This window comes from Streptomyces sp. 378, assembly GCF_030124145.1.
Lineage (GTDB): Bacteria > Actinomycetota > Actinomycetes > Streptomycetales > Streptomycetaceae > Streptomyces.
Genome location: NZ_JASKMS010000009.1, coordinates 113,602 through 135,738, shown reverse-complemented (window position 1 = coordinate 135,738; position 22,137 = coordinate 113,602). Strand labels below are relative to the sequence as shown.

General features: G+C 69.3%; 17 protein-coding genes. 1 reads left to right on the top strand and 16 read right to left on the bottom strand.

The features are described 5' to 3' along the window. Position 1: 1 nt before the first annotated feature. The 16 genes from QNO09_RS15190 to QNO09_RS15115 form a co-directional block, all read right to left on the bottom strand. Positions 2-790 carry a carbon-nitrogen hydrolase family protein gene (locus QNO09_RS15190; RefSeq protein ID WP_283970705.1) on the bottom strand — a complete coding sequence of 263 codons (789 nt, stop codon included), beginning with the start codon at positions 788-790 and terminating at the stop codon, positions 2-4. Continuing rightward, the gene (locus tag QNO09_RS15185; protein WP_283970704.1) at positions 787-1,725 is read right to left on the bottom strand and encodes a carbon-nitrogen hydrolase family protein; all 939 of its coding nucleotides are present in this window, start codon (positions 1,723-1,725) and stop codon (positions 787-789) included. Before QNO09_RS15185 ends, QNO09_RS15190 begins: the two co-directional genes overlap by 4 nt. 69 nt (positions 1,726-1,794) lie before the next feature. After that, positions 1,795-2,856, bottom strand: a complete 1,062-nt coding sequence (locus QNO09_RS15180; protein ID WP_283970703.1) for a phenylacetate--CoA ligase family protein — start codon at positions 2,854-2,856, stop codon at positions 1,795-1,797. After that, positions 2,853-5,888, bottom strand: coding sequence for a flavin reductase (locus QNO09_RS15175; protein WP_283970702.1), 3,036 nt, complete (start codon positions 5,886-5,888; stop codon positions 2,853-2,855). Before QNO09_RS15175 ends, QNO09_RS15180 begins: the two co-directional genes overlap by 4 nt. Next, the gene (locus QNO09_RS15170) at positions 5,885-7,387 is read right to left on the bottom strand and encodes a 4-hydroxyphenylacetate 3-hydroxylase family protein (protein ID WP_283970701.1); all 1,503 of its coding nucleotides are present in this window, start codon (positions 7,385-7,387) and stop codon (positions 5,885-5,887) included. The genes QNO09_RS15175 and QNO09_RS15170 overlap by 4 nt, the downstream gene beginning before the upstream one ends. Before the next feature lie 11 nt (positions 7,388-7,398). Further along, positions 7,399-8,814: a hypothetical protein gene (locus QNO09_RS15165; protein WP_283970700.1), complete on the bottom strand. Its 1,416-nt coding sequence runs from the start codon at positions 8,812-8,814 to the stop codon at positions 7,399-7,401. Between the two features lie 61 nt (positions 8,815-8,875). Then, the gene (locus QNO09_RS15160; RefSeq protein ID WP_283970699.1) at positions 8,876-9,124 is read right to left on the bottom strand and encodes a ferredoxin; all 249 of its coding nucleotides are present in this window, start codon (positions 9,122-9,124) and stop codon (positions 8,876-8,878) included. Further along, on the bottom strand, positions 9,114-10,493 hold the full coding sequence (locus tag QNO09_RS15155) for a phenylacetate--CoA ligase family protein (protein ID WP_283970698.1): 1,380 nt from the start codon (positions 10,491-10,493) through the stop codon (positions 9,114-9,116). The genes QNO09_RS15160 and QNO09_RS15155 overlap by 11 nt, the downstream gene beginning before the upstream one ends. Next, entirely contained in the window at positions 10,490-11,476 is a 987-nt protein-coding gene (locus QNO09_RS15150; RefSeq protein WP_283970697.1) for a BtrH N-terminal domain-containing protein, read from the bottom strand. The genes QNO09_RS15155 and QNO09_RS15150 overlap by 4 nt, the downstream gene beginning before the upstream one ends. Then, positions 11,463-12,140: a hypothetical protein gene (locus QNO09_RS15145; RefSeq protein WP_283970696.1), complete on the bottom strand. Its 678-nt coding sequence runs from the start codon at positions 12,138-12,140 to the stop codon at positions 11,463-11,465. The genes QNO09_RS15150 and QNO09_RS15145 overlap by 14 nt, the downstream gene beginning before the upstream one ends. After that, on the bottom strand, positions 12,137-12,826 hold the full coding sequence (locus QNO09_RS15140) for a class I SAM-dependent methyltransferase (RefSeq protein ID WP_283970695.1): 690 nt from the start codon (positions 12,824-12,826) through the stop codon (positions 12,137-12,139). Before QNO09_RS15140 ends, QNO09_RS15145 begins: the two co-directional genes overlap by 4 nt. Further along, on the bottom strand, positions 12,819-14,876 hold the full coding sequence (locus tag QNO09_RS15135) for a molybdopterin-containing oxidoreductase family protein (RefSeq protein WP_283970694.1): 2,058 nt from the start codon (positions 14,874-14,876) through the stop codon (positions 12,819-12,821). Before QNO09_RS15135 ends, QNO09_RS15140 begins: the two co-directional genes overlap by 8 nt. A gap of 11 nt (positions 14,877-14,887) precedes the next feature. After that, positions 14,888-15,922: a BtrH N-terminal domain-containing protein gene (locus QNO09_RS15130; RefSeq protein ID WP_283970693.1), complete on the bottom strand. Its 1,035-nt coding sequence runs from the start codon at positions 15,920-15,922 to the stop codon at positions 14,888-14,890. Positions 15,923-15,970: 48 nt separating this feature from the next. Further along, positions 15,971-17,242 carry a TrpB-like pyridoxal phosphate-dependent enzyme gene (locus tag QNO09_RS15125; RefSeq protein ID WP_283970692.1) on the bottom strand — a complete coding sequence of 424 codons (1,272 nt, stop codon included), beginning with the start codon at positions 17,240-17,242 and terminating at the stop codon, positions 15,971-15,973. 433 nt (positions 17,243-17,675) lie between these two features. Continuing rightward, on the bottom strand, positions 17,676-18,719 hold the full coding sequence (locus QNO09_RS15120; protein WP_283970691.1) for a ParB/RepB/Spo0J family partition protein: 1,044 nt from the start codon (positions 18,717-18,719) through the stop codon (positions 17,676-17,678). Between the two features lie 758 nt (positions 18,720-19,477). Continuing rightward, positions 19,478-20,491, bottom strand: coding sequence for a LacI family DNA-binding transcriptional regulator (locus QNO09_RS15115; protein ID WP_283970690.1), 1,014 nt, complete (start codon positions 20,489-20,491; stop codon positions 19,478-19,480). 334 nt (positions 20,492-20,825) lie between these two features. On the opposite strand from QNO09_RS15115, the gene QNO09_RS15110 reads away from it, so the two are divergent. After that, positions 20,826-21,791 carry a glycoside hydrolase family 6 protein gene (locus QNO09_RS15110; protein ID WP_283970689.1) on the top strand — a complete coding sequence of 322 codons (966 nt, stop codon included), beginning with the start codon at positions 20,826-20,828 and terminating at the stop codon, positions 21,789-21,791. The last annotated feature ends 346 nt before the right edge of the window (positions 21,792-22,137 follow it).

Here is a 22,137-nt window from a genome sequence, read left to right as displayed (position 1 = left end):
CTCACACCACCTGCGCCGTGAGGTCCGTGTACAGCTCCGTCCGGCGGGCCCACAGCCCGAACCACAGGGTCTGCTGGAAGCGCAGGTCGGGCTCGCGCAGGTGCCGGATCCTCTCGACGTCCCAGGGCGCCTCGATGACGCCCTCGTCGGCGCCCGCCTCGGCGACGAACCCCTCGGGTACCGCCACGGCACTGCCCCCACCGCAGCGTTCGCTCAGCGAACCGGCGAAGGCGACCGCGACGGTGTTGAGCGTCGCGATGCCCCAGACCGCGGCGCGCTGCGCGGCCTGCTGCGCGCCGTCCAGAGAACCGGAGACCAGCAGCAGTTCCGCGCCCGCCAGGCATTCGATGCGCGGTGGTTCGACCAGCCAGAAATCAGGGCCGAGCAGCACGCCGACGTGGCCGAACGGCGTCTCGACGACCGGGAAGTCGTCGCCGGTGCCGGTCGTCCCGTCGGCGAGGACGGGCCGCTCCACCCGGGCGCTCTCCGAGCCGCGGGGATCCAGCAGCCTGGCCACCTGCACCAGTTCGCCACCTGGCCGTTCCTCCGCCCACGAGCCGGTGAGCACGTAGGTACCGCGGGTCCGTGCCAGTGTCGACAGGCGGCCCAGACACCGCTCACGCAGCGGCCGGGGCAGTACCTGGGGGGCGTCGCCGGTGGTGAACGCGTTCTCGGGGAGGACGACGAACGATGCCCCGTCGGTCACCCGGCTGTCGAGATCGTCGAGTACGGCGTCGGCCGTCGCCTCGGGGGTGGCCCGGCGGGCGTGTTGGGCTACGAAGATGGTCATGGACGAGTCCCCTCATGTGCGCTGGTGGCGGCGACGGGCCGGCCGCGGTCCGGACCACCGCCCCCGGTCAGGCTCGCCCGCAGTTCGGCCGCGAGATCCCGGTCGGCACCGGCGTACGGGGTGAGCAGCGCCCGGTAGGCGTCGGGCCTGCGGAGCTGCTGCCAGCGGCGGCCGTCGCCCTCCGCGGGCTCGTCGAGGTCGACGACGAGGGTCTCCGGTTCGTCGCTGCCGGCCTGCGCGATCACGCCCTCCGGGCGGGCGACCAGGCTGGTGCCGGCGAAGTGGATCTCCACGAGCCGGTCCCCGCGTTTCCCGCGGACGACACCGACCGAACTCGCGTAGACGATGTTGACGTCGTTCAGGTACGCCGCCGTGCGCAACGCGTTCACCATCAGCGGCTGGTTCTGCCCCAGCGTCCCGCCCGGCACGAAGATCGTTCGCGCGCCGGCCAGGGCCAGCAGCCGGACGACCTCCGGGATCCAGAAGTCCGAGCACACGGCGATGCCGATCCGCCCGAACTCGGTGGACAGGACGCCGAGCGAGTCCGCCTGACGGCACACCACCATCTCGTTGCCGAAGGCGTGTGCCTTGACGGCGCGCCCGGTGATGACGCCCTGCCGGCCGATCAGCAGGGACGTGTTCCGGTACATGCCGTCCTGCATGTCCTCGACGAGCGAACCCAGCAGGATGTGCGTGCCGAGCTTGCGGGCCAGGGACTGGAAGCCGTCGACGACCGGCCCCGGGACGGGGGTGTCGGTCCGCCCCCTCAGGCCGTCCTGTCCCGGCATGTACCACGGCGGGCCGAGCAGGAACTCGGGAAAGCACACCAGGTCGACGTCGCCGGCGCCGCAGGCGTCCTCGATCGCCTGGTAGGCGTTGCGCAGGCCGTCCTCGTGATCGTCGACCCATCGGGTCTGTACTACCGCTACCCTCATACGTCTTGTCTCCTCGGGATGCCACCGGTGGATCGGCCGCGGCGGCTGCGTGCCGCGGCCGGGTGCGGGTCATGACGTGGCGGTACTCCAGTCCTGCACTCCGACGACCGTGACCTCGGCCTCGACCCCGAGCGCCTCGCCGATGCCGCTGCGGATCGCCCGCCGCATCGCGTCCACGTCGACCGCTCGGGGGTCGGCCACGGCGCAGGTCACGTGGAACGTGCCGTTTCGGAGGTCGCAGGCGAAGTGCGGTGCGAGCCTGCTGTGGCCGAACACGATCCGCTCCACGTCCAGCGCCGAGACCAAGCCGTCCGGACCGCGCACCGCCGACGCCGTGCTGCCGAGCGGCACCAGGATCCGGCTCGTGGAGCCGCAGTCGCAGCCGCGGTCCGCCGGCCACAGTTCGACGAGCTCCCCGGTCGGCGAGCAGTCCAGAAGCAGCTCACCGCGCAGGCCACCGCGGACCTCGGCCCGCAACCGGTGATCGCACAGGTGCAGTGCACCGGACTCGCAGGCGACGGCGACCGTCGGTGTCGACGGCGTCCCGTACAGGGCGGAGCTTCTCGCCGCCCAGGCGGCGCCGATGCGGTCGAGCCGCTCGGTGGAGCAGGCCTCCCCCACACAGACGATCGCCCGGATCGTCGAGTCCTCCGGTCGTCGTCCCAGCGCGACCGCGAGGGTCGCCAGCTCCGCGGCGAAGCTCGGCGAGCACACCAGGGCCGTCACTTCGTACTGCTCGATCAGCCCGAGCAGCCGGGGCATCGGGCAGATGGTCCCGCTCGTGCCGACGCTGATCACCGAGGCGCCGACCATCTCGATCACGCGGTCCACCTCGGCGCCGATGAACGACAGTTCGTACGGCACGGCCGAGACCACGACGTCGTCCTCGGTCAGCAGCCCGCCCAGCGCCAGCGTCAGGTCGATCTGGTTCCGCATCCACTCGTCGCGGGTCAGCAGGATCGGCTGCGATCCGCCCGACGGGTCGACCCGTTCGCCGTACCGGGCGCGGAGCCCGTCGCGGGCGTCCCCCGTGTCGTAGGTATCGCGGGTATCGCAGGTATCGCGGGCATCGCGGGCGAGCAGTTGCAGGAACTGTTCGTAGTGCGTCGCGATGGACGTGGTCGTCCTCACCTGTCCTCCGCTTCCCGGGCGAACCGGCGCCACCCGTAGTCGTCGAGCGCGCTGTCGCCCCGTTCGGTCCGCAGCAGGGGCCGGCGGTCGGTGCCGGCCTGCATGTCGACGCTGACGACCGTCGCCAGGACGAACTCGTGGTCGCCGATCCGGTAGGACGACTTCAGACCGCAGTCGATGGTGCCGACGGCGCCGGAGAGCCGTGGGCAGCCGTTGGCGGAGGGCGTCCACGACAGGGCGTCGAAGCGGCTGTCCGGCCTGCCCTGAGAGAAGGCGTCGGACACCTCGTGCTGGTCCTCGCCGAGGATGTTGACGCAGAACCGGCCCGTGTCGGCGATGGCGTTCCAGCTGGTGCTGCCCGAGCGCACCAGGAAGCCGATGAGGGCGAGCTCGTCGGAGACCACGGTGAGCGAGCCGATCACCAGGCCGTACGGTGTCGGTCCGCTCCGCTCGGACTGTCGCGCCGTGCCGGCGACCACCGTGACGGCCCGCGGCAGAAGCTCGCCGATGACCCCGAGGTCCGGTGCCGCACTCGGCCGCCGGTTTCCGGCGGGCTCGGGCACCGGCGTCACCGCACCGGGTTCGTCACGCAGCCGGCGCAGGAACCGGCCGGTCACGCTGGCCGCGTTGTCCGCGAGGTCCTCCGGCGGCCCGCTGTGCACCACTTGGCCCCCGTCGCGGCCCGCACCGGGCCCCAGATCGATCACCCAGTCGGCGATGGCGATGACCTTCAGGTCGTGCTCGATGACGACGATGGTGTTGCCGGTGGAGATCAACCGCTCGAACAGGGCCAGAAGATGGCGGATGTCGGCGGCGTGCAGACCGCGCGTCGGCTCGTCGAAGATGAACAGGGTGCGGCTGCGACGCTGTTTGAGCAGCTCACCGGCCAGGTTGAGCCGCTGCGCCTCGCCGCCGGAGAGCGTGGTCGTCGAGCAGCCGAGCTGGAGGTAGCCCAGGCCGAACTCGCTGAGCACGCCGAGCGCCTGGACGACCTTGGGACTGCTCGTGGCGTCGAACCATGCGAGCGCGTCCTCGACGGTCATCGAGAGCACGTCGTGGATGTTCTTCTCGCCCAGCCGCACGTCGAGGACGTGCTCCTGGAAGCGGCGGCCCTCGCATTCGGGACAGACGATGAACTCGCTCTTGAACAGGGTCATCTCGATCTCGGCCAGCCCGAGTCCCTTGCAGGACTCGCACCGCCCGCCGGCGACGTTGGGGCTGAACTCGCCACGGCCGAGTCCGCGCTCCACCGCGTCGGCACTGGCGGCGAAGGCGTCGCGGATGTGGTCGCTGATGCCGACGTAGGTGACGAGTGTGCTCCGGCTGGAGCGGCCGATCGGGCGCTGCTCGACGTAGATGACGTCGTCCAGGGATTCGGCTCCCTCGATGCCGGTGCTCGCGGAAGCCGCACCCGGGGACCGCTGGGCGATGGCCCGGGAGACCGAGGCGTGGATGCCGGCCACCAGTGAGCTCTTGCCGGCGCCGGACACTCCGGAGACGCAGGTCAGTCCACCGAGCGGGAACTTCGCCGTCTGGTCGACCACGTTGTTGCGCGTGATGCCGTGCACCTCGAGCCAGGACGCGCCGGCGAGGTCGGCCCTCGCCCGCGACGGCCCGTTCGACACCATCGCGGTCGCCGTCGGCGAGTCGCCGGAGTGCAGCAGGTCGGTGAAGCGGCCCTCGAAAACGATCTCGCCGCCGCGGGATCCGGCTCCCGGCCCCAACTCGACGATCCAATCCGCGGCACGGATCACCGACTCGTCGTGCTCGATGACGATGACCGTGTTCCCGAGATCGCGCAGCCGTCGAAGTGAGTCGAGGATCTTGCCGGTGTCGGCCTCGTGCAGACCGGCGGTCGGTTCGTCGAGGACGTACATGACCCCGGTGAGGTCGCTGGCCAGGTGCTGCGCCAGCAGCAACCGCTGCAGCTCACCGCCGGAGAGGGTGGTGACCGGCCGCCGCAGCTGCAGGTGCCCCAGGCCGACGTCCTCGATGTTCGCGCTCTGTTTGACGATCGCGGAGGCGAGCTCACGGACCTGCGCCGGCACGGCACCGGAGGAGAGCCCCTCACGCAGGCGGGCGATCGAGCGTGACAGCTCGTCGCTCTGGAAGTCGGGGAAGGTGTGCCCGGCCACCGTCGCCTTGAGCGATTCGGGACGCAGCCTCCCTCCGTTGCACGCGGGGCAGACTTCCCGCCCGAGGTAGTTGGTGAAGGCGTTCTTGCGGGCGGCCGACGACGCGTTGCGGTACGCGCGCTCCAGGAAGCCCAGGATGCCTTCGAAGCGGAAGTCGTTGGTGACCTTGCGGATCTTGAGCGTGTAGACGGTGTCCGAGCCGTGCAGCACCCGCTCGGTCTGCTCCGGGCTCAGCTTCTCGAACGGCAGGCCGAGGTCCAGGCCGATGTCCGCGGCCATCGCCTCGAAAGCCTTGCGCACGTTGGGAACGGCGAACGTTCCGGGGTCGGCGCCGTCCCAGATCTCGGTGAGCGTCTTCGACCGGTCCGGGATGATCTTCTCGAGGGAGAAGCCGACGAGTTCGCCGATGCCGTCGCACTGAAGGCACTTGCCTTCCTTGCGGTTCGGGCTGAAGTGCTTCGCGGAGTGTGGTTCGGCGAAGCAGCCGCAGTCGTCGCAGAACAGGTCCGCGCCGGTCGGGCCGAGACAGGCCGGGCACACCGGCCGCGATCCGGCGCCGAACAACAACCGGTACAGACCGTCGAGCCCGGTGAGGGTCCCCACGGTCGAGCGGGGATTGGAGTAGCCGCCGTCACGTTGGCGCAGCGCCACCGGCGGCTGTGTGCCCGCGATCCGGTCGAACTGGTAGTCGCCGTCGCCCATGTCGAGGGACTTGCTGGACAGGGCCCCCAGGTAGAGCGTCTTCGAGTGTTCGAAGAGGGTGTCGATGACCAGGGACGACTTGCCCGAGCCCGAGACGCCCGCGGCGACGACCAGCTTTCCCTTGGGGAAGGAGACGTCGACGGACTTGAGGTTGTGGGTCGTGACTCCCTCAAGCCGGATGCTGTCGAGACTCATGTGATGTCGTTCCGCCCTTCCGCCAGGTTTCGGGCCTGGGTTTCACAGCGCTTCAGGTCGGGATACCGGTCGTAGAGCATCGAGCGGACCCGTGCGGGATCGCCGCGGTTCCACGTCTCGTAGAGCTCCTGGCGCATGCCGAAGCGGTCGACGGCCAGATCGGCGGCGAGGCGGAAGACGCGGGACTTCTCGTCGACGCCCATCTCGCGCCCGCACATGTAGGTGTCCAGCACCGCGCGCAGCTCGGACGTGCCCAGGTCGGCGTCCGAGGGCTGCATGATCAGGCCCGACGCGCCGATCTGCCGGATGATCTCCGAGCCCCGGGTCGAGAAGCGTCCGGCGACGGCGTCGAGCGCTGCCGTCGAGCCGGGGGCGAGCAGACCCGAGGGGGTGGGCCGGCTCTCGGCGTCGATCGCGGTCAGGCCGAGCCGCACGATCTCGACGTACGAGGTGAGTTCGCCGAGAAGGTCGGTGACCTGCCGGAACTTGTCGACGCCGATCGCCTGGGCCAACAGTGACGCGACACCGAGCATGGTGCGCAACCGGTGGTAGTAGCGCAGTTGGCCGGTGTAGAGCGACCACTTGTTGAGCTCGCCGAACCCGCGGACGGCCGCCTGGGAGTCGTCGAGCAGGAAGACCCGGTCCATCGGGACGAACACGTCGTCGAACACCAGCATGGCGTCCTGCTCGTCGTAGCGCGAGGAGAGGCCGCCGGAGCCCTCGGCGTACGACGTGCGGCACAGGACGCGCAGGCCGGGCGTCGCCAGGGGGGCGGCGAACCAGCAGACGTAACGGGAGTCCTCACGCAGGTAGTTGGCGGGCGAGAGGTAGATGAGCACCTCGTGGGCGTACGGCGCCAGGGTGGCGATCTGTTTGGCTCCCCGCACGACGATGCCGTCGGCGCCCCGCCGTACCACCCTCAGTCCCAGTTCCGGCCGGTCGGCGGGGGTCGCGGACCGGTCGATCTGCGGGTCGCCCAGGCCGTGCGTCAGCGTGAGGTCGTTCTCCCGGCAGTAGTGGTAGTACTTCTCCGCGTTGGCCCCGAACTCGGGGTCGACCTCGGCCAGCTCGAACCGGTAGTCGTACAGCCCCACCACGACGTTCGACATGAAGTCGGGTATCCGGGAGAGCTGGCCGTAGGAGGCCTCCGCCCACCGGTGGGAGTTGGTCCACTTGCGGCTGAGGTCGTCCCGGTCGGCCGGCGCCAGGTACGACAGGCTGACGAGGTTGCCGGAGGTGTCCGACCGGTGGAGCATCTCGTCCGCCCGGCCGGGCAGGTGCTGGGCGTCGTAGAGACCGGCCAAGGTGGAGAGCATGGGCCGGAAGCCCGGGTCGCCGGTCACGTCGACCCGGCGTCCGTCGCACCAGACTTCCCGCTCGTCCTTGAGGCTGGCGATGTACTCGGCCCCTCTCCAGGCCCCGCCGGAGGTGCTCGGCGAAAGGGCGGTCCCGTCGTCGGGCTCGAGGCCGTCAGAGGCTGTGGATCCTGTGGTGGTCACCGTCCGCGCTCCTACGGGTTCCGCTCGGCCGCGCCGGACCGGAACGGCTGGTAGCTCTGCTCCTGCACCTGGGGGAAGTACTCGCGTGTCGCCTCGCCCACGACCCGCATCAGTTCGGCGTCGAGGGAACCGGGATCGGTGATGAGCTTGGCGAGGGGCGAGTCCGGCACGGCGTTCGCCAGGCTCGTGCGCCGTGCCCGGTGGATCACGGCCAGTGAGTGCTGGGCATTGGCCGCGTCCCGCATCTTGTAGACCGCCTGAGGACCGTCCGGAATGCCGATCATGGACTTGGTGCCGCCGCTGCCCAGGCAGTTGCGGGGCATGTGCAGATGCTCGTGCCGCCACTGCTGGTGGGCGGAGTGGAGTTTGAACGCCTGGTCGACCACCGTGTGCCGCAGCCATGCCTCCGGGTCGTCGTGCCGGTGTGCGTCGATGCCCCGGACGGTCTCCTCGAGCGAGGACTCGCCGAGCGAGTCCAGCCAGGCCTCCAGGTCGTTCCACATGTGCTTGAACAGGTCCCGGAACATGTGCTGTTTGATCGACAGGGAGTGTGTGCCGCTGGCGGGCCCCAGATTGGTCCGGAACCCGTGGTACTCCCCGGTCGCCAGGTGCTCGGCCATCACCCGCTGCGCCTCGACGACCGGGTCGAGCAGTTCCCGGCAGGCCGTCAGGTGCTGCGCCGCCCGGCTCAGGGCCTTGGCGCGGATCGCCCGGATCGCGACCTCCAGGTGGTCGTTCGCCTCGGCGCACAGGATCTCCGGGACCTGGTGCAGGGCGACGAACTCACCGTGCAGGGTGCCGGCGTTCAGCTCGGTCGCGGCGACGGCTCGCGCCAGCGTCTCGGCCGAGATCAGCTCGTCGGTGCTCCGGCTCACCCCGATGGGCACGGCGGTGAGGTCGCTCTCCCACTTGGTCGCGTCGTGGCAGCCGGTCCGGATGCCGTGCAGCACGCGGTACAGCGAGTCGTCGATGCTCTTGGTGGCGATGGTGGAGCGCGTCAGTTCGGGTGCCCCGGCCAGCAGCGAGCCCTTGGCGACGTCCTCCAGTTCCCGGAGCGCATCGACGTAGGCCGCGTAGCCGGCCGACTCGGAGATGCTCACGGTGGTGGTCCCTGCGGCCCCGCCGGCTCCGAAGACGCTGTGGGCGTCGAACATCACCGTGCCGAGCCTGCGCAGCAGCCGGTGGAACCCGACGGCCCACTGGACGTAGCGGGAGGCGGCCGGGATGTCGTCGGCGAGCAGGCGCTCCTGGGTCCTGCGGGCCAGGCGGGCCAGGTTGAGCAGGCACACCTCCGACGCCTGGAGGACGGCGCACACCGTCGAGTCGTACGTGCCCTGCGGCACTCCTCGGGCGGCCCGCGCCTCGCCGAGCAGGTCGATGCGGTGCAGTTGGTCGTAGCTCTCGGCCACCGGTCCCAGTTCGGTCATCTGCCGTCGGCCGGCGCACCTGTCGGCTTTCACTGGATCGTCCAGGCTGGACATTGCGCCATCACTCCCCGTCGGGTGCCGCTGAGTACCGGATCGATTCGGTGGGGCAGGAGTCGAACGCGTCGAGAACGCGCTCGAGCTCGTCGGACGTCTCGGGTTGTTTGCACACGTAGTGGACGTCGTTGTCGAGGTCCGCGTCGAAGTTGTCGGGCGCCAGGTCGTTGCAGAGCTTGCAGTCGATGCACGTGTCGTCGATCTCGAAGCGCCCGTCGAGCGGAACGCGCGTGGGAAGCGGCAGTTCAACCCTCACCGGCGGCCTCTCCTCCCCCGTGGGCACGGAAGTTGCGCATCGTCGGTTTGGCCGAGGTGCGCAGCGCCGTCTCGAACCGGTCGGTGTCCAGCGGACCGAATCGTGTGGACGCTCCGAGACGGTCACGGACACCGCATGCGATCGCCTTGCGGGTCGCGTCGTCGGCGCTCGACGGCGGCAGGGCGATCGTGAGGGCATCCCCGTCGACGTCGAAGGCGAAGTAGTACGGCTCGGTGGTCATGGCGCTCAGGACGATGTCCTCGATCTCCAGCTGGGAGGTCCAGCGGTCACCGACCGGGATGCGGTCACCGATCCGGCCTCGGTGGCGCAGTCGGCGCAACGGGGAGCCGCAGCCGCACGGCGCCGCCTCGATCTGGCACACGTCACCGGTCCGGTACCGCAGCAGCGGCATGGCCCGGCTCGCCAGCGTCGTCACGGCCAGTTCGCCGACGGAGCCGTCCGGCCGGCGCTCGCCGGACCGCGGGTCCACCACCTCGAAGAACGTCCGAGTCTCGACCAGGTGCAGCTCACGCTCCCGGCAGAACATGGCCAGCGTGTTGGTCTCGGTCATGCCGAACATCGAGTACGCGACGGCGTCCCACTGATCGGCCAGGCGCCGCTTCTTGGCCGGTGACGCCCCCTCCCCCGCCATGAGGATCTTCGAGACCGCGAGGTCGCGCCGCGGGTCGATGCCGCGGCGGCGAGCGATCTCGCCGAGGAACAGGGCACGCGTTCCGGAGCACACCAGGGTGGTCGCGCCGGAACGCAGCAGGGCGTCGACCATCCGGTCAGGGGTGCAGGACGGTGACGCCGCACCGAGCGGTACGACCGTGCAGCCGAGGATCTCGATGGCCCGGTCGAGGTCCTGGCCGACCCCGGCCAGTTCGTACGGGACGGCGATGGCCGCGACGTCCCGCTCGTCCAGGACGGCGGCCAGCAGGTGGGCGACGGTGAGGTTGTTCTCCAGCCAGTCCGCCATCGTGAAGAACGCCGCGATCGGGCGCCCGTTGCCGGTACCGGAACTCTCGTCGAAGCGGATCACCTCACGCCGCGGCACGGCGAGCATGCCGAGCGGGTAGGCAGCCGAGAGGTGGTCACGTGTGGTGAAGGGGAGGGCCTCGAACGCGTGTGGGCGGCCCCGCGCGACCGCTCGGGCGACATCGGCGGGGACGAAGTCGGCGTAGAACGGTGAGTTGCGGCAGGCGTGCTCCACGGTCGCGGCGAGCGCCTGCGCCGCCCATGTGTCGAGCGCCTGCCGGTCCAGTGCGGTGACCGCGGTGACCTTCCGGGCGATGTCGACGCGGGAGACGAGGGTGTCGTGCAGCCTGCCGCGCGGGTCGTGGCCGGCCGGCCGGGCGAGCGTGGTCATCGGGACGCCTCCTCCAGCCGTGCCATCGCCGTGCGCTCCTCGGCGGCCAGGCCGTCGACGATCGACGCGGCCTCGTCGAGTGAGCGCCGGGCACCGGCGTCGTCGGCCTCACGCAGCAGGTTCGCCACGTCCGTCCAGCGCCTGGAGATGCGGCGGTACTCGACAGCGAGCTCGTCGTAGGCGTCGATGCCGGTCAGTTCGTGCGCCTCTTCCAGGAATTGCGCCCACAGCGTCCGGAAGAGTCCGCCGCCCGTCCCGCCTTCCTCCATGCTGGTGCCGACGGCGGCCATGGCCTGGACGGGACGGTCGAGTCGCTCCTGCCATCCCCGCATGAGCGAGCCGGCCTTCGCGATGCCCTTGAAGCCCATGTTGGTGATCGGCGGGTTCAGGAACTCCTGTGCGGTGGCCAGGATCGAGGTCTGGCAGGCCTTCGCGAGGATCGACTCGTCGTACCCGCGCGGATCCACCCGGACCGACAGATGGCGCGAGGACATCGGTCCCTTGGCGGACCTGGCCCGGGCCAGGCTCTCCCGCGACGTCGACTGAACGCCGAGGGAGCGGGTCTCGACGACGACGAACCTGTCGTCCTCGTATCCGAGGCAGGCGACGTAGTGCGCGGCGAAGTGGTGGTTCTCCCGCGCGTAGTCGAGGTGGTAGCGGTCGAGTTTGAGTCCGACCACATCGCCCTCGTCGAGAGCCTCGATCAGCGTGGCCTCGGCCTTCGCCGCCGAGGACGTCTCCTGTGTCCGCAACTGCAGGGAAAGGGCGTCGGTGACGTTGCGCATGAGGTGGTCGGGCTTGACCCGGCCGGCGAGGAACGGGCTCGGCATCTGCTTCGAGTGCCAGTAGAGGAAGGACAGGCCCTGTCCCAGCCCGAAGATCAGCGGCTCGCTCAGCTCGATGTCGTGGTTGCGGAGCATGTTGAGCAGCGCGGTGGATTCGCAGTGCTCACCGGAGTACGGAGAGATCTCAATGACCGCCATCGCCGTGCTCCGATCCGCCGCGCGACGCCTCGTAGACGATCTCCAGCACGGAGCCGCTGTCGTTGTTGCGCAGGTGCCCGTAGGTGTGGCCGAGTTCGTCCGCCTCGGTGAACGCGATGTTCTCGAGGTGGTCGACGTCCCGGTCGAGGACGTCCAGGAGGTAGCGGACGTCGGCGTCGGTGTGCACGTCGACGGCGACGTGCGACATGAGACGCCCGCGTTCGCCGGCGGGGCGGTCCGCCCAGGGCCCGAACCGTCGGCAGGCGAACATCTCGATGACACGTCCGTCGGCGAGCACGATCGAGTTCCACCATCCCGGTGTGCCGTACTGCCGGGGTGAGATGTACGACGGGCCCATCTCGACGGTGGTGATCCGGCCGGACGCGCGGAGGTCGTTGAGGTAGGCGTTCCAGCCGAACACCTCGTCGTCGCTGCCGTAGTCGCCCATGTAGACGCCGATGTGGTTGACGCCGGCGAACTTGGCGACGACGTGGTCCGGCGCGTATCCGCACCAGGCCGACAGGTACTGCCCGCAGTCGAGGTCCCGCCACATGTCCGACGTCTGGAGGAGCTCTTCCCAGGATCGGTCGAAGCCTCCGCGGCCGGGGAAGCGCCCGTCGCGTGTGGCGGTGATGGCCGGCGAACTTCCCGCGAGTGCGTTCATGGCGCTTCCTTCCTGCCCGTGATGACGATCCCCATCTGGACTTCCGTGACCGCGGCCGTTTCGAGCGCGGTGCCCCGCAGCAGCTCCTCGATCTCGCTCTTGACGTACGCGGACCGGATCGAGGTGCGAAAGCCCGGGCGCATGTCGGCCGCGATGTTCGCCTTCATGAACTGGAACGTCGTCCGGTCGACGTCCCGGCGCAGGTCGGAGACGCAGTAGCGGCCGCCCGGCCTGAGCACACGGTGCATCTCCGACAGGGCGGTCGCCGGATCCGCCCATTCGTGCAGCGAGGACGCGCTGATGACGTGATCGAAGCGGTGGTCCTCGAACGGCAGGGCCAGCACGGTGCCGCATTCGTAGGCGCATCGCCCGGTGACGCCGTAGCTGTCCGCGTTGGCGCTCGCGCGCCGGAGCATCGCCGGTGAGATGTCGAGGCCGACGAGCCGGGCGGAGTCACGGGCTTGGGTGAGCCATTCCAGGCCCAGGTAGCCCGGGCCGCATCCCAGCTCCAGGACCTCACCGGAGTCGATCTCCGCCGCGAGGATGTCGTCGATCTTCTCCTGGAGCCAGCCGTTGTCCCGGATGTGGCGCTGCATCTCGTCGTACTTGCGGGCCAGTTCGTCGCCCTGCAGGCCCTCGTCGGTTTCCGGCACCCGGGCGGCGACGGTGCCCCGCGCGCTAGCCACGGCCTGGCCCGAGTCGCCGTATTCCCACTGCTACACCTCTCATCGTGGCGCTCCCCATGTGCACGTCGGAACGGTCGTTGGTCGTCAGGAGATTGACCGAGGATCTGAGCGATTCGTCGATCGAGGGCTCGCCCGGATACCACCAGCCGGCGTCCGCCATCACGACGTTCGGTGCGACGGAGTCGGAGATCTTGACGGTCATGCGCACCCCGCGCGCACCGGCCCGCGTGAACAGGTCCACTTCTTCGCCGTCCGTCAGCCCTTCCCGCTGCGCGGTGTCCGGGTGGACGGTCACCCGTGCCGCCGTCTGGCTGCGCGAGGTGGTCGGCAGTTGGTGGAACTCGGTGTTGTAGAACTGGCGTGGATGGGCGCTGGTCATCACGTAGGGCAGGGCGGGGTCCGGCTGTGGGGGGTGCCGGTAGACGGGGAACGGTTCGTAGCCCATGGCCCGCAGCCCGTTGTTCATCAGGTTCACGCGCCCGGACCGGGTGCGGAATCCGCCGTCGCGGTACTTGCGGTAGCGCTTCTCGTTCCGGATGTGGCCGATCTTCGTGAACTGTTCCCAGGTGAGGTCGAGGCCGGCGAGTTTGGCGTCAAGAGCGGCGTGGAGGGAGGGGTGGAAGTGGTGGCTCAGGCCGAGCCGTTCGGCGAGTTCGAGGATGATCTCCTCGTCCGAACGGCAGCCGTCGACCGTGGCGATCTTCTGCCGGGCCGCGATGTAGGAGTTGAACTCGACGATCTGGTCCCGTTCGAGCCAGCTGGAGGTCGGCAGGATCACGTCGGCGTACCGTGCGGTCGGCGTCATGAACAGGTCGCACACGACGACCAGGTCCAGCTTGGTGAGCGCCTCGCGGACCAGCTCGGTGTTCTCGTGCGAGGCCAGGATGTTGCTGCCGAAGATCAGCATCGAGGTGATCGGGTACGGCGTCCGGGTCACGATGGCCTCGTGCAGGTCTCCGGGCGCGACCCAGCCGGACATCGAGAGGACTTTGTGCTGGTCGCCACCGATCCGCTTCCTCGCCTGCTCCTCGGGGAGCAGATCCGAACGCGGGAAGGCACGCCGGCCCTCGATCGGCATCGGTTCCCAGATCACGTCGCCGCCGGGGGCGTCGATGTTTCCGCAGATCGCGGCGAGGAGGGCGATGGCGCGGTGGGTGTCGAAGGAGTTCTCGTTCTGCGACAGACCGGTTCCGGCCTCGATGCACGCCCGTGCGGCGAGGGCGTAGGACCGGGTGGCTTCGTGGATGAGCTCGGGTGTCAGCCCGGTGATCCGCGCGACCCGTTCGACGTCGAAGGCCGTGACGTGCTCGGCGAGTTCGTCGAACCCGGAGGTGTGCGCGGCGACGAATTCCTGGTCGTACCAGCCCTCGTCGATGACGATCTTGATCATGCCGAGTGCCAGCGCGCAGTCGGTTCCGGGCTGGACGGCCAGGTGGAGGCCGGAGCGGGCGGCGGTCTGTGTCCGTCGGGGATCGATCGTGATGAGGCGGCTGCCCCGTTCCACGGCTCGCAGCAGTTTGACACCGATCACGCCGTCCGAGTGGGTGTTCGGCTTGTTGCTGCCCCAGAGCAGGACGACCTCGGGGTCGCCTTCGTAGTCGCAGAACGTGAAGGCGCCGTACGTCATGATCGAGGCCATGACCCGGGGGTAGAAGCACACGTGCGCCGGGCCGGCCACGTTCGGCGTCCCGATCGCGTTGGCGAGCCGGAACACCCATTCCTGGTAGTTGCGGTCGGTTCCCTGGGCGAGGACCACGGATTCGGGCCCGTGCCGGCTGATGGTCGCGGCGAGCTCTCCGGCGATCCGGTCGAGCGCGGCTTCCCAGCCGGCCGGTTCGAACGTTCCCGAGCCGCGTGGGCCGGTGCGTACGAGCGGCGTGGTCAGCCGGTCCGGGCTGCGCAGGAGGTCGAGTGACGCCTTGCCCTTGATGCAGAAGTAGCCCTCGCTGGTGGGGTTGTCCGGGTCGCCGTGGATGTCGGTGGGGACGCCGTCCACGAGTTCGACGATGGCGCCGCATCCGCCGTGGCACATACGGCAGACGGATTTCATCCGGGTGACGGTCAAGCCGGCTCACCCGCCCGTTTGGCGGCCGGTATGAGCAGCCCCTCGAAGAGGGCCTGTTCGGCGTCGGCTATGGCGTCCAGCCGGGCCGCGACGGCATGCAGCTGCTGTCGCCGGTCCGCGCCGGGGTAGGCCATCAGCATGTCGATCGCCTGGTCCCACTGGCGTTGCACATCGCCGAAGCCCTGGACGTAGGGGTCGAGTTCGCTGTCCCCGCACCGCTGCCGCGCCTCGTGCAGGAACTCGCGGTAGAGCTTGCGGAAGTTCGCTCCCCCGGTTCCCGCGAAGCGCCAGAAGCGACCGACTTCCGCCACCGTCTCGTCCGCGGAGGTGAGGGTGTCGCTCCATCCGGAGATCTCGACAGCGGCTCGCCGCATGGCGCGGATCCCGAAGCGCGCTCCGCGGTCCTCGGTCATCCGCTCCGCCGTGAGCCGGATGGCGTTCCAGATCTGCTCGCGCAGCACCGCGTCGGTGTCGGTGGCCAGCCGCGGCGGCAGCCGTTCGATGTACAGGTGCAGATGGGGCGAGGGCATGAATCCTTCGTCGGAGGCGCGGGCCCGGCGCAGCGACTCCACCGGAATCGTTTGCGCTCCGCCTTGCTGTTCGGTGTCGACCACATGGGCGAGGGTGTCGTCGAGTCCGTACAGCGCGATGTAGTGCGCCGCGAAATGGCTCCGGGACTTGAAGTAGTCGAGGTGGAAGATGTCCACGGACACTCCCACGACATGTCCCGCGTCCAGCAGTTGCGCCGCTGCTGTGGAGGCGGATTCCGCGTCGGGTGAGCGTGATTCACGCAGTTCCGCACCGAGGGCCGCGCAGGCGTTGCGGGACAGCAGGGCGGGCTCGATCCGGCCGGTGAGCATCGGGGTGCCGCGACCGGGGTCCGGGGCGTCCCGGTATTGGAAGTCGATCCCCTGGCCGAGGCCGAACAGCATGGCTTCGGATATGTCGACGCCGGCCTGGTGGAGCATGTTGCGCAGGGTGGTCGTCTCGCAATGAACGCCGAGCTGGGGCTGAAATGTCGCCAAGCGCATATGGCTTCCCAATCACCGGGTGCGGAGATGCCGTGAGCGAGGGTGCGGCTATGCGTCGAGCAGGACTTCGTTGTAGCCCTGCAGATCGAGGAAGCCGGCGCCGCTGGCGAGGACCACGATCACCGGTTCGAGGTGGTCCGCGTCGGCCTTGGCCACGACGTCCAGGGCCGCGGCGACCGCGTGACCGGCCTCGGGGGCGAGCAGCAGGCCCTCGGTCTGCAGCAGGAGCCGGCCGGCCTCGAGCGCCGTCCGCTGGTCGAAGGCGACGGCGTCCAGGACACCCTCCCGCCGCAGCAGGCTGACCAGGGCGGAACTGTGGTGGTTTCGCAGGCCACCGACGTGGTTGGGCGGTGGGATGAAGCTCTCCCCCATGGTGTAGCCGAGCACCTCAGGCGTGAATCCGCCCAGGTCGGTGCGGCCGTAGGCGTAGAGGCCCTGGGTGAGCCGAGGCGCGGCCGTGGATTCCGCGGCGAGGAAGCGGAGGTCCGCTCCGTCGGCCTTGGCCCGCAAGTGAGGGCCGATGAGACCGCAGAGATTGCTTCCGCCACCCGAGCACGCTATGAGGTGGTCACCGCGCCCGTCGATGCCCAGGTCCTCGCCATGGATGTCCTTGAGCTGCTGCGCGACCTCGAGCCCGAGCAGTGTCTGGTGAAGGTAGACGTGCGGCATGCCGCTGCCGGCGAGATATGCGGCGGAGGGATCGTCCAGAGCATGCTCGATCGCGTCGCTGATGGCAGTGCCGAGACTGCCGGGGTGGCCCGGGTTCTCCGCGAGAATCTTCCGTCCGATCGCTGTGTGACGCGACGGCGACGGCCGCACCTGGGCCCCGAGGAGTTCCATGTAATGCCGCCGGTAGGGCTTCTGCTCGAGCGAGCACCTCACCATGAAGATCTCGGCCCGCAGACCGAACATCTTGGCCGCCAGCGCGACACTCATTCCCCATTGGCCCGCCCCCGTCTCGGTGACGAGGGTGGTCCGCCCCTCTTCGGCCGCGTAGTACGCCTGGGCTATCGCGGTGTTCAGCTTGAAGCTCCCGCTGGGAAGGACGTCTTCACGCTTGAGGTAGATCCTCGCACCCGTACCGAGCTGCTTTTCCAGGCGGTGTGCCCGGTGCAGCGGTGTCGGCCGGCCGCATTGCCGCAGCCGTTCCACGACGGGTCCGGGTATCGCAGTCCATTGCTCGTCCGGGCTGTTTTGCTCGATGAGGATTCGCGGCCGGACTTTCGCGGATATCTCCGCTGCGGTAGGGCTTCCGGAATCCCTGACCTCCGGCATGGGGCCGGGCAGATCTCCCAGGAAGTTATACCAATGCGTTGACATCTCCGATAATGATGAACCGCTTAATGGTGTACCGCTACGGACAACGGACTGAGCCACGGGCGACTGTTCATGCCCGGTACGGCTTGGACTATACGAAGTCACGTTCCCCCAGCTCCCCCGTTGTGCCTATTGTGTGAGTCAGCGTACAAAGCGTTCGAGCGCCGCGCAACCGTGCGTATCGCAAGTCGCGGATTCAACGATTGCAGCCGCGGCCCAGAAAGCCTTTTCCATCCTTGACCAGAGCACTTCGAAAAGATCAGTCGCCGGATAAGGAGCAGCGCACGCGCAGGAAAAGCCCCGAGTGCAGCCGGATCTGTTGGGCCGGCGTTCAGACGCGCGGCAGTATGAAGCGCAGAGAAGATGCCGCCGGATTCCAGCGGAAGGCGCCGGACCCGAGGCATGGGAAACGGTGCCTGATGAACCGACCGGACATCTAGGCGTCAGTGTCGCGAGAATTCATCCGTTCCGTCAACGACTCCGCCAGGAGCTGCCAGCTCTCGGCGTGGTGCCGTGCCAGTTCGGCGATCAAAGGAGCGCAGTGGATCGGAATGCTGCTCGCCATCGCCGCCCAGTCGTGTGGCTGCGTGGCCGAGGGTTCCAGGGTCCGCAGCAGCCTCCGGCCCACCTCGGTGAACCGAAGCGACGGGTCCGCCCGCAACCGGTGGACCGCCAGCGACAGATCCGCGCCCGCCGGGTGCGGCCTGGAACGCTTCGCGCCGGCTGGGTGACCGGTCCCACCGCCCGGGACCGGCACGTCGCTCGGCTGCGCCGTCGTCGGCGGTTCTCCTTGGTGTGTCCGCAGCCGCTTTCGCGCGTCCTTCGCCGTGGTGAGCGAGATGCCCGCGGCGCGCGCCACCTCCTTCGCGGACGCGTCGGGATGCGCGGCGAGGTGTTCCAGCGCGCGACGGCGGCCATCGGCCGCCGCGAGCGGGTAGGCGACCCCGTCCCGCCCGAGCCGCACTGCGGTCGGGTGCGGAACTTCCGCACCCGACCTTCGCCTGAGCGCTGCGATGGTCTTGTCCGACAGGCCGACGATTCCCGCCAGCCGCCGGTTGGACCACTCCGGGAAGTCGGCGAGCATGTGGAGGGCCGCGGCCTTGCGGTCGGCCAGGGAGAGCGGCAGTCCGTGGTTGCTGTTCAGCTTGACCGCGAGCACGAAGGCTTCTCGCTCGTCACCGTTGAAGAGCACGGCGCTTATGTGTGTGGCGCCGCTGCTTTCCACCGCCCTGAGCCGGTGCACACCGTCGATGACCGTCATCGTCTTTCGATGTATCACGATCGGCGGCAGTTCGGAGCACACTTCGGCGAGCACATTGATGTGCCGTGGGTCCTCCCCGACCGTGCGGAGTGAACCCGCGACCATGATTCGGCTTATCGGCACCCGGGTGATCTCCGACAAGAGCACGCCGAGCTGCGAATCCGGGCGGCGAAAGTGCTGTTGTATCGGCTTCTCCACGGACGCAGAGATGTGGTCCATCGCTCTCCCTCCTCAGCAAACCCCCGGTGGACCGGCCGGCTGTCGTACGAGTCATCCGTACGCGGATGACGTCAGGCGGCGCGGCGAACCACGGGACGAGGCGGGAAAGAGTCGTGGGCCATCGGAAAGGTGGACAACATCGAGTCTCCCCCGTGACGCAATGCCGAGAACCGACCCCCGAACACTGTCAGGAGGATCGGGCCGGTGCAAGGCCTCTGTCATGCGGTTCTGTGAGAGAAGGCGAGCATTTCTTGATCGCTGATCGCGTGACCGCGGGACTGCAAATCTCACTCACCGGGCGGAATGATCGGCTCCCCGAGGACGGCCGGAAATATTCTCGCTGCTGACCGCATGATCTGCTGTGCCCGTCCGGAGGACACAGCCCGTTTGCTCGGCCGGCGTGAAGAGCAAAGACGCCGAGAAATGTTCAACACTGGACTAATTTCCCGCCGCATCCACGTCGAGTGCGGAATGCCTTCTTCGACGACATGGGGAATGCAGTGCCGCGCCCCGACCCTCTCGGCTGCAGTGCGGAGGCGCGCTTCCTCTCCTGGACCGCCACCGGCGTGGCCTGGTTCTGGGCACCCTGGCGCACCGGGAGGGATACGTTCGCCCGGCCGACCACGTCACGTCCCCCTCGGGAGCCGTCCGGATTCGGGGACCGGCCACGGCGAGATGATCGTCACCGGTCATGACCAGCCGTTCACGATCGCCGCCCGCGGCTGCGAGACCGCATCAAGGATGTGCGTGCGGGCAGGTCAAGCGCTGGAACGGGTCACCAGACGCGCGGGAAGGATCAACGGTGTGGGGTCCTGCCCGTCGATGAGCGAGACGAGCATGCGCGCCATCTCTCGTCCGAGAGCCGTGATGGGCTGGTGGACGGTGGTGAGGGGCGGATCGGCGACCTGGGCGAGGGCCAGGTCGTCGAAGCCCACCACGGCGACGTCGGCGGGCACCGCCCTGCCGGCCGCACGCAACGTGCGCAGGGCCCCCGCCGCCATGTTGTCGTTGGCGGCGAAGACCCCGTCCACATCGGGGTGGTTCGCCAGCAGGACGGTCATGGCGGCGGCTCCGCTGGGCTCGGTGAAGTCCCCCTCCCGCGGCGGCAACGGATCGAGGCCGGCCGCCAGCAAGGCGTCCCGGTAGCCGCGGTACCGTGCGCGGCCGGCCTCGGTGTCCAGACGTCCGCAGATCGCCGCCACGCGAGTCCGGCCACGCGACACCAGGTACTCGGTCGCCTCGCGCGCTCCACCGACGTTGTCGACGTCGACGTACCACCGGGGGGCCGAACCGACCGGCCGCCCTCCGAACACGACGGGCATCTCCGCCTCCTCGGCCATACGGGCCAGCGGATCTCCCTCGCGCAGCGCCATCAGCATGACGCCGTCGGCGCCCTTGGACCGCAGGAGCTCTCCCACGCGCTTGCGGCCCCGGTCGGAAGCGGCCAGACACAGCATCAGATGCAGCTCGGCCTCTTCCAGAGCCTGCGAAGCCCCCACGATCACCTGGGCGAAGAACGGATCCGCGAAGATCGACGGATCCTCTCCCGAGACGACCAGGGCGGCCGCTCCCGTCTGACGCGTGGCCAGCGCGCGTGCGGTCGGATTGGGCACGTAATCCAGTTGCCGGACGGCCCGTTCGACCGCCTCGCGTTTGGACCGGCTGACATGCGGAGCGTTGTTGAGGGCACGGGAGGCCACCGACAGGGAGACACCGGCACGTTGGGCCACTTCCAGGAGCGTCGGCTGCCGACGCGCCGCACCTTCTGCCATGGAGCACGACCCTTTCCCTCACGATCGGACGGGAAGCGTCTCACTCCGGCCCGCGGCAGTGCCACCCACCAGGGCCCCTGTGACCACCCACTGGAAGCGCTTCCAACTTCTGGGCAGCAGACCTGTTCTCGCCAAGCGCATCAGGTTCCGCAATGGCCCTTGACAGCTCAACTACCCCGCCAGACCATACCGAGCACGCCCCGACGATTTCCCCGTGCTGCTGGGACCGCTTCCAATGGGAGCGCTCCCACTGCATGGCGCTTCACCACTCTGCTCAGGTCGCACGCTCGGGACCGGAGGTGCGACATCCCTGCCAGGAAGTTGAGGTTCAGTCATGCGCCGCAGACTCCGTGCCTTCGCCGCGACACTCCTCGCTCTGCCGCTGGCGCTCGCTGCCGCACCGTCCGCACACGCGGCCGACCCGACCACCATGACCAGTGGGTTCTATGCGGACCCCGACTCCAGTGCGAAGAGGTGGGCGGCCGCCAACCCCGGCGACGGCCGGGCCGCCGCGATCAACGCCTCCATCGCCAACACCCCGACGGCCCGCTGGTTCGGCTCCTGGAGCGGCGCCATCGGTACCGCCACGGGGGCGTACGCGGGAGCGGCGGACCGCGTCGACAAGCTGCCCCTCCTCGTCGCCTACAACATCTACAACCGCGACTACTGCGGCGGACACTCCGCGGGCGGAGCGGCCTCGCCGTCCGCCTACTCCAACTGGATCGCCCAGTTCGCCGGCGGTATCGCCAACCGCCCCGCCATCGTCATCCTCGAACCGGACTCCCTCGGGGACTACGGCTGCATGACCCAGGCGCAGATCGACGAACGCGAGAACATGCTCACCGGCGCCCTGGCCCAGTTCAGCCGCCAGGCCCCCAACACGTGGGTGTACATGGACGCCGGCAACCCGCGCTGGGTGGACGCGGCGACCATGGCCCGGCGCCTCCACGAGGCCGGCCTCCGGCAGGCCCACGGCTTCTCGCTCAACGTCTCCAACTACATCGGCACCGCCGAGAACACCGCCTACGGCAACGCCGTCAACCGGGAACTGAGTTCCCGCTACGGCTACACCAAGCCGTTCGTCGTGGACACCAGCCGCAACGGCAACGGCTCCAACGGCCAGTGGTGCAACCCGGCAGGCCGTCGGATCGGCTCCGCCACTCAGCTGGGCGGCGGCGCCGAGATGCTGTTGTGGATCAAGGTTCCGGGCGAGTCCGACGGAAACTGCGGCGTCGGAAGCGGGACCTCGGCAGGACAGTTCCTCCCCGAGGTCGCGTACAAGATGATCTACGGCTACTGACCGCGCGACCGTCGGCGACGACCGAACACACAGCGTGCGACCCCTGGGGCCTCACCATCGCCCCGGCTCGACGCGCTGTCGCCCGCCTGAGGTGCCTCAGGCGGGCGACAGCGGCCCCGGGTCACCCCGGCGCGAATCGGCGAGCGCTCACCCGGCCGCCTGCCCCGCCCCGAGCCGGATTCCGTTGTGTCCGCCTGCATGTCCGTGCTGAATGGCGCTCGTCGCTGATGGCGCTCGTCGCCGTCCTGGCTGCTGATGGCGAGGGGCGGTGCAACCGGTCGGCCCACGCCGAGACACAGGCCCGATCGGGGGCCGCTGGGGCCGGGTGCAGCGGCGGCGCCGCCAC

What these genes read in the sequence shown, in the direction of transcription:
- QNO09_RS15135 (WP_283970694.1), bottom strand. Translation starts at nt 14,876, where the DNA reads ATGAAATCCGTCTGCCGTATGTGCCACGGCGGATGCGGCGCCATCGTC.
- QNO09_RS15130 (WP_283970693.1), bottom strand. Translation starts at nt 15,922, where the DNA reads ATGCGCTTGGCGACATTTCAGCCCCAGCTCGGCGTTCATTGCGAGACG.
- QNO09_RS15145 (WP_283970696.1), bottom strand. Translation starts at nt 12,140, where the DNA reads ATGAACGCACTCGCGGGAAGTTCGCCGGCCATCACCGCCACACGCGAC.
- QNO09_RS15115 (WP_283970690.1), bottom strand. Translation starts at nt 20,491, where the DNA reads ATGGCAGAAGGTGCGGCGCGTCGGCAGCCGACGCTCCTGGAAGTGGCC.
- QNO09_RS15190 (WP_283970705.1), bottom strand. Translation starts at nt 790, where the DNA reads ATGACCATCTTCGTAGCCCAACACGCCCGCCGGGCCACCCCCGAGGCG.
- QNO09_RS15150 (WP_283970697.1), bottom strand. Translation starts at nt 11,476, where the DNA reads ATGGCGGTCATTGAGATCTCTCCGTACTCCGGTGAGCACTGCGAATCC.
- QNO09_RS15155 (WP_283970698.1), bottom strand. Translation starts at nt 10,493, where the DNA reads ATGACCACGCTCGCCCGGCCGGCCGGCCACGACCCGCGCGGCAGGCTG.
- QNO09_RS15165 (WP_283970700.1), bottom strand. Translation starts at nt 8,814, where the DNA reads ATGACCGAACTGGGACCGGTGGCCGAGAGCTACGACCAACTGCACCGC.
- QNO09_RS15175 (WP_283970702.1), bottom strand. Translation starts at nt 5,888, where the DNA reads ATGAGTCTCGACAGCATCCGGCTTGAGGGAGTCACGACCCACAACCTC.
- QNO09_RS15125 (WP_283970692.1), bottom strand. Translation starts at nt 17,242, where the DNA reads ATGTCAACGCATTGGTATAACTTCCTGGGAGATCTGCCCGGCCCCATG.
- QNO09_RS15120 (WP_283970691.1), bottom strand. Translation starts at nt 18,719, where the DNA reads ATGGACCACATCTCTGCGTCCGTGGAGAAGCCGATACAACAGCACTTT.
- QNO09_RS15185 (WP_283970704.1), bottom strand. Translation starts at nt 1,725, where the DNA reads ATGAGGGTAGCGGTAGTACAGACCCGATGGGTCGACGATCACGAGGAC.
- QNO09_RS15110 (WP_283970689.1), top strand. Translation starts at nt 20,826, where the DNA reads ATGCGCCGCAGACTCCGTGCCTTCGCCGCGACACTCCTCGCTCTGCCG.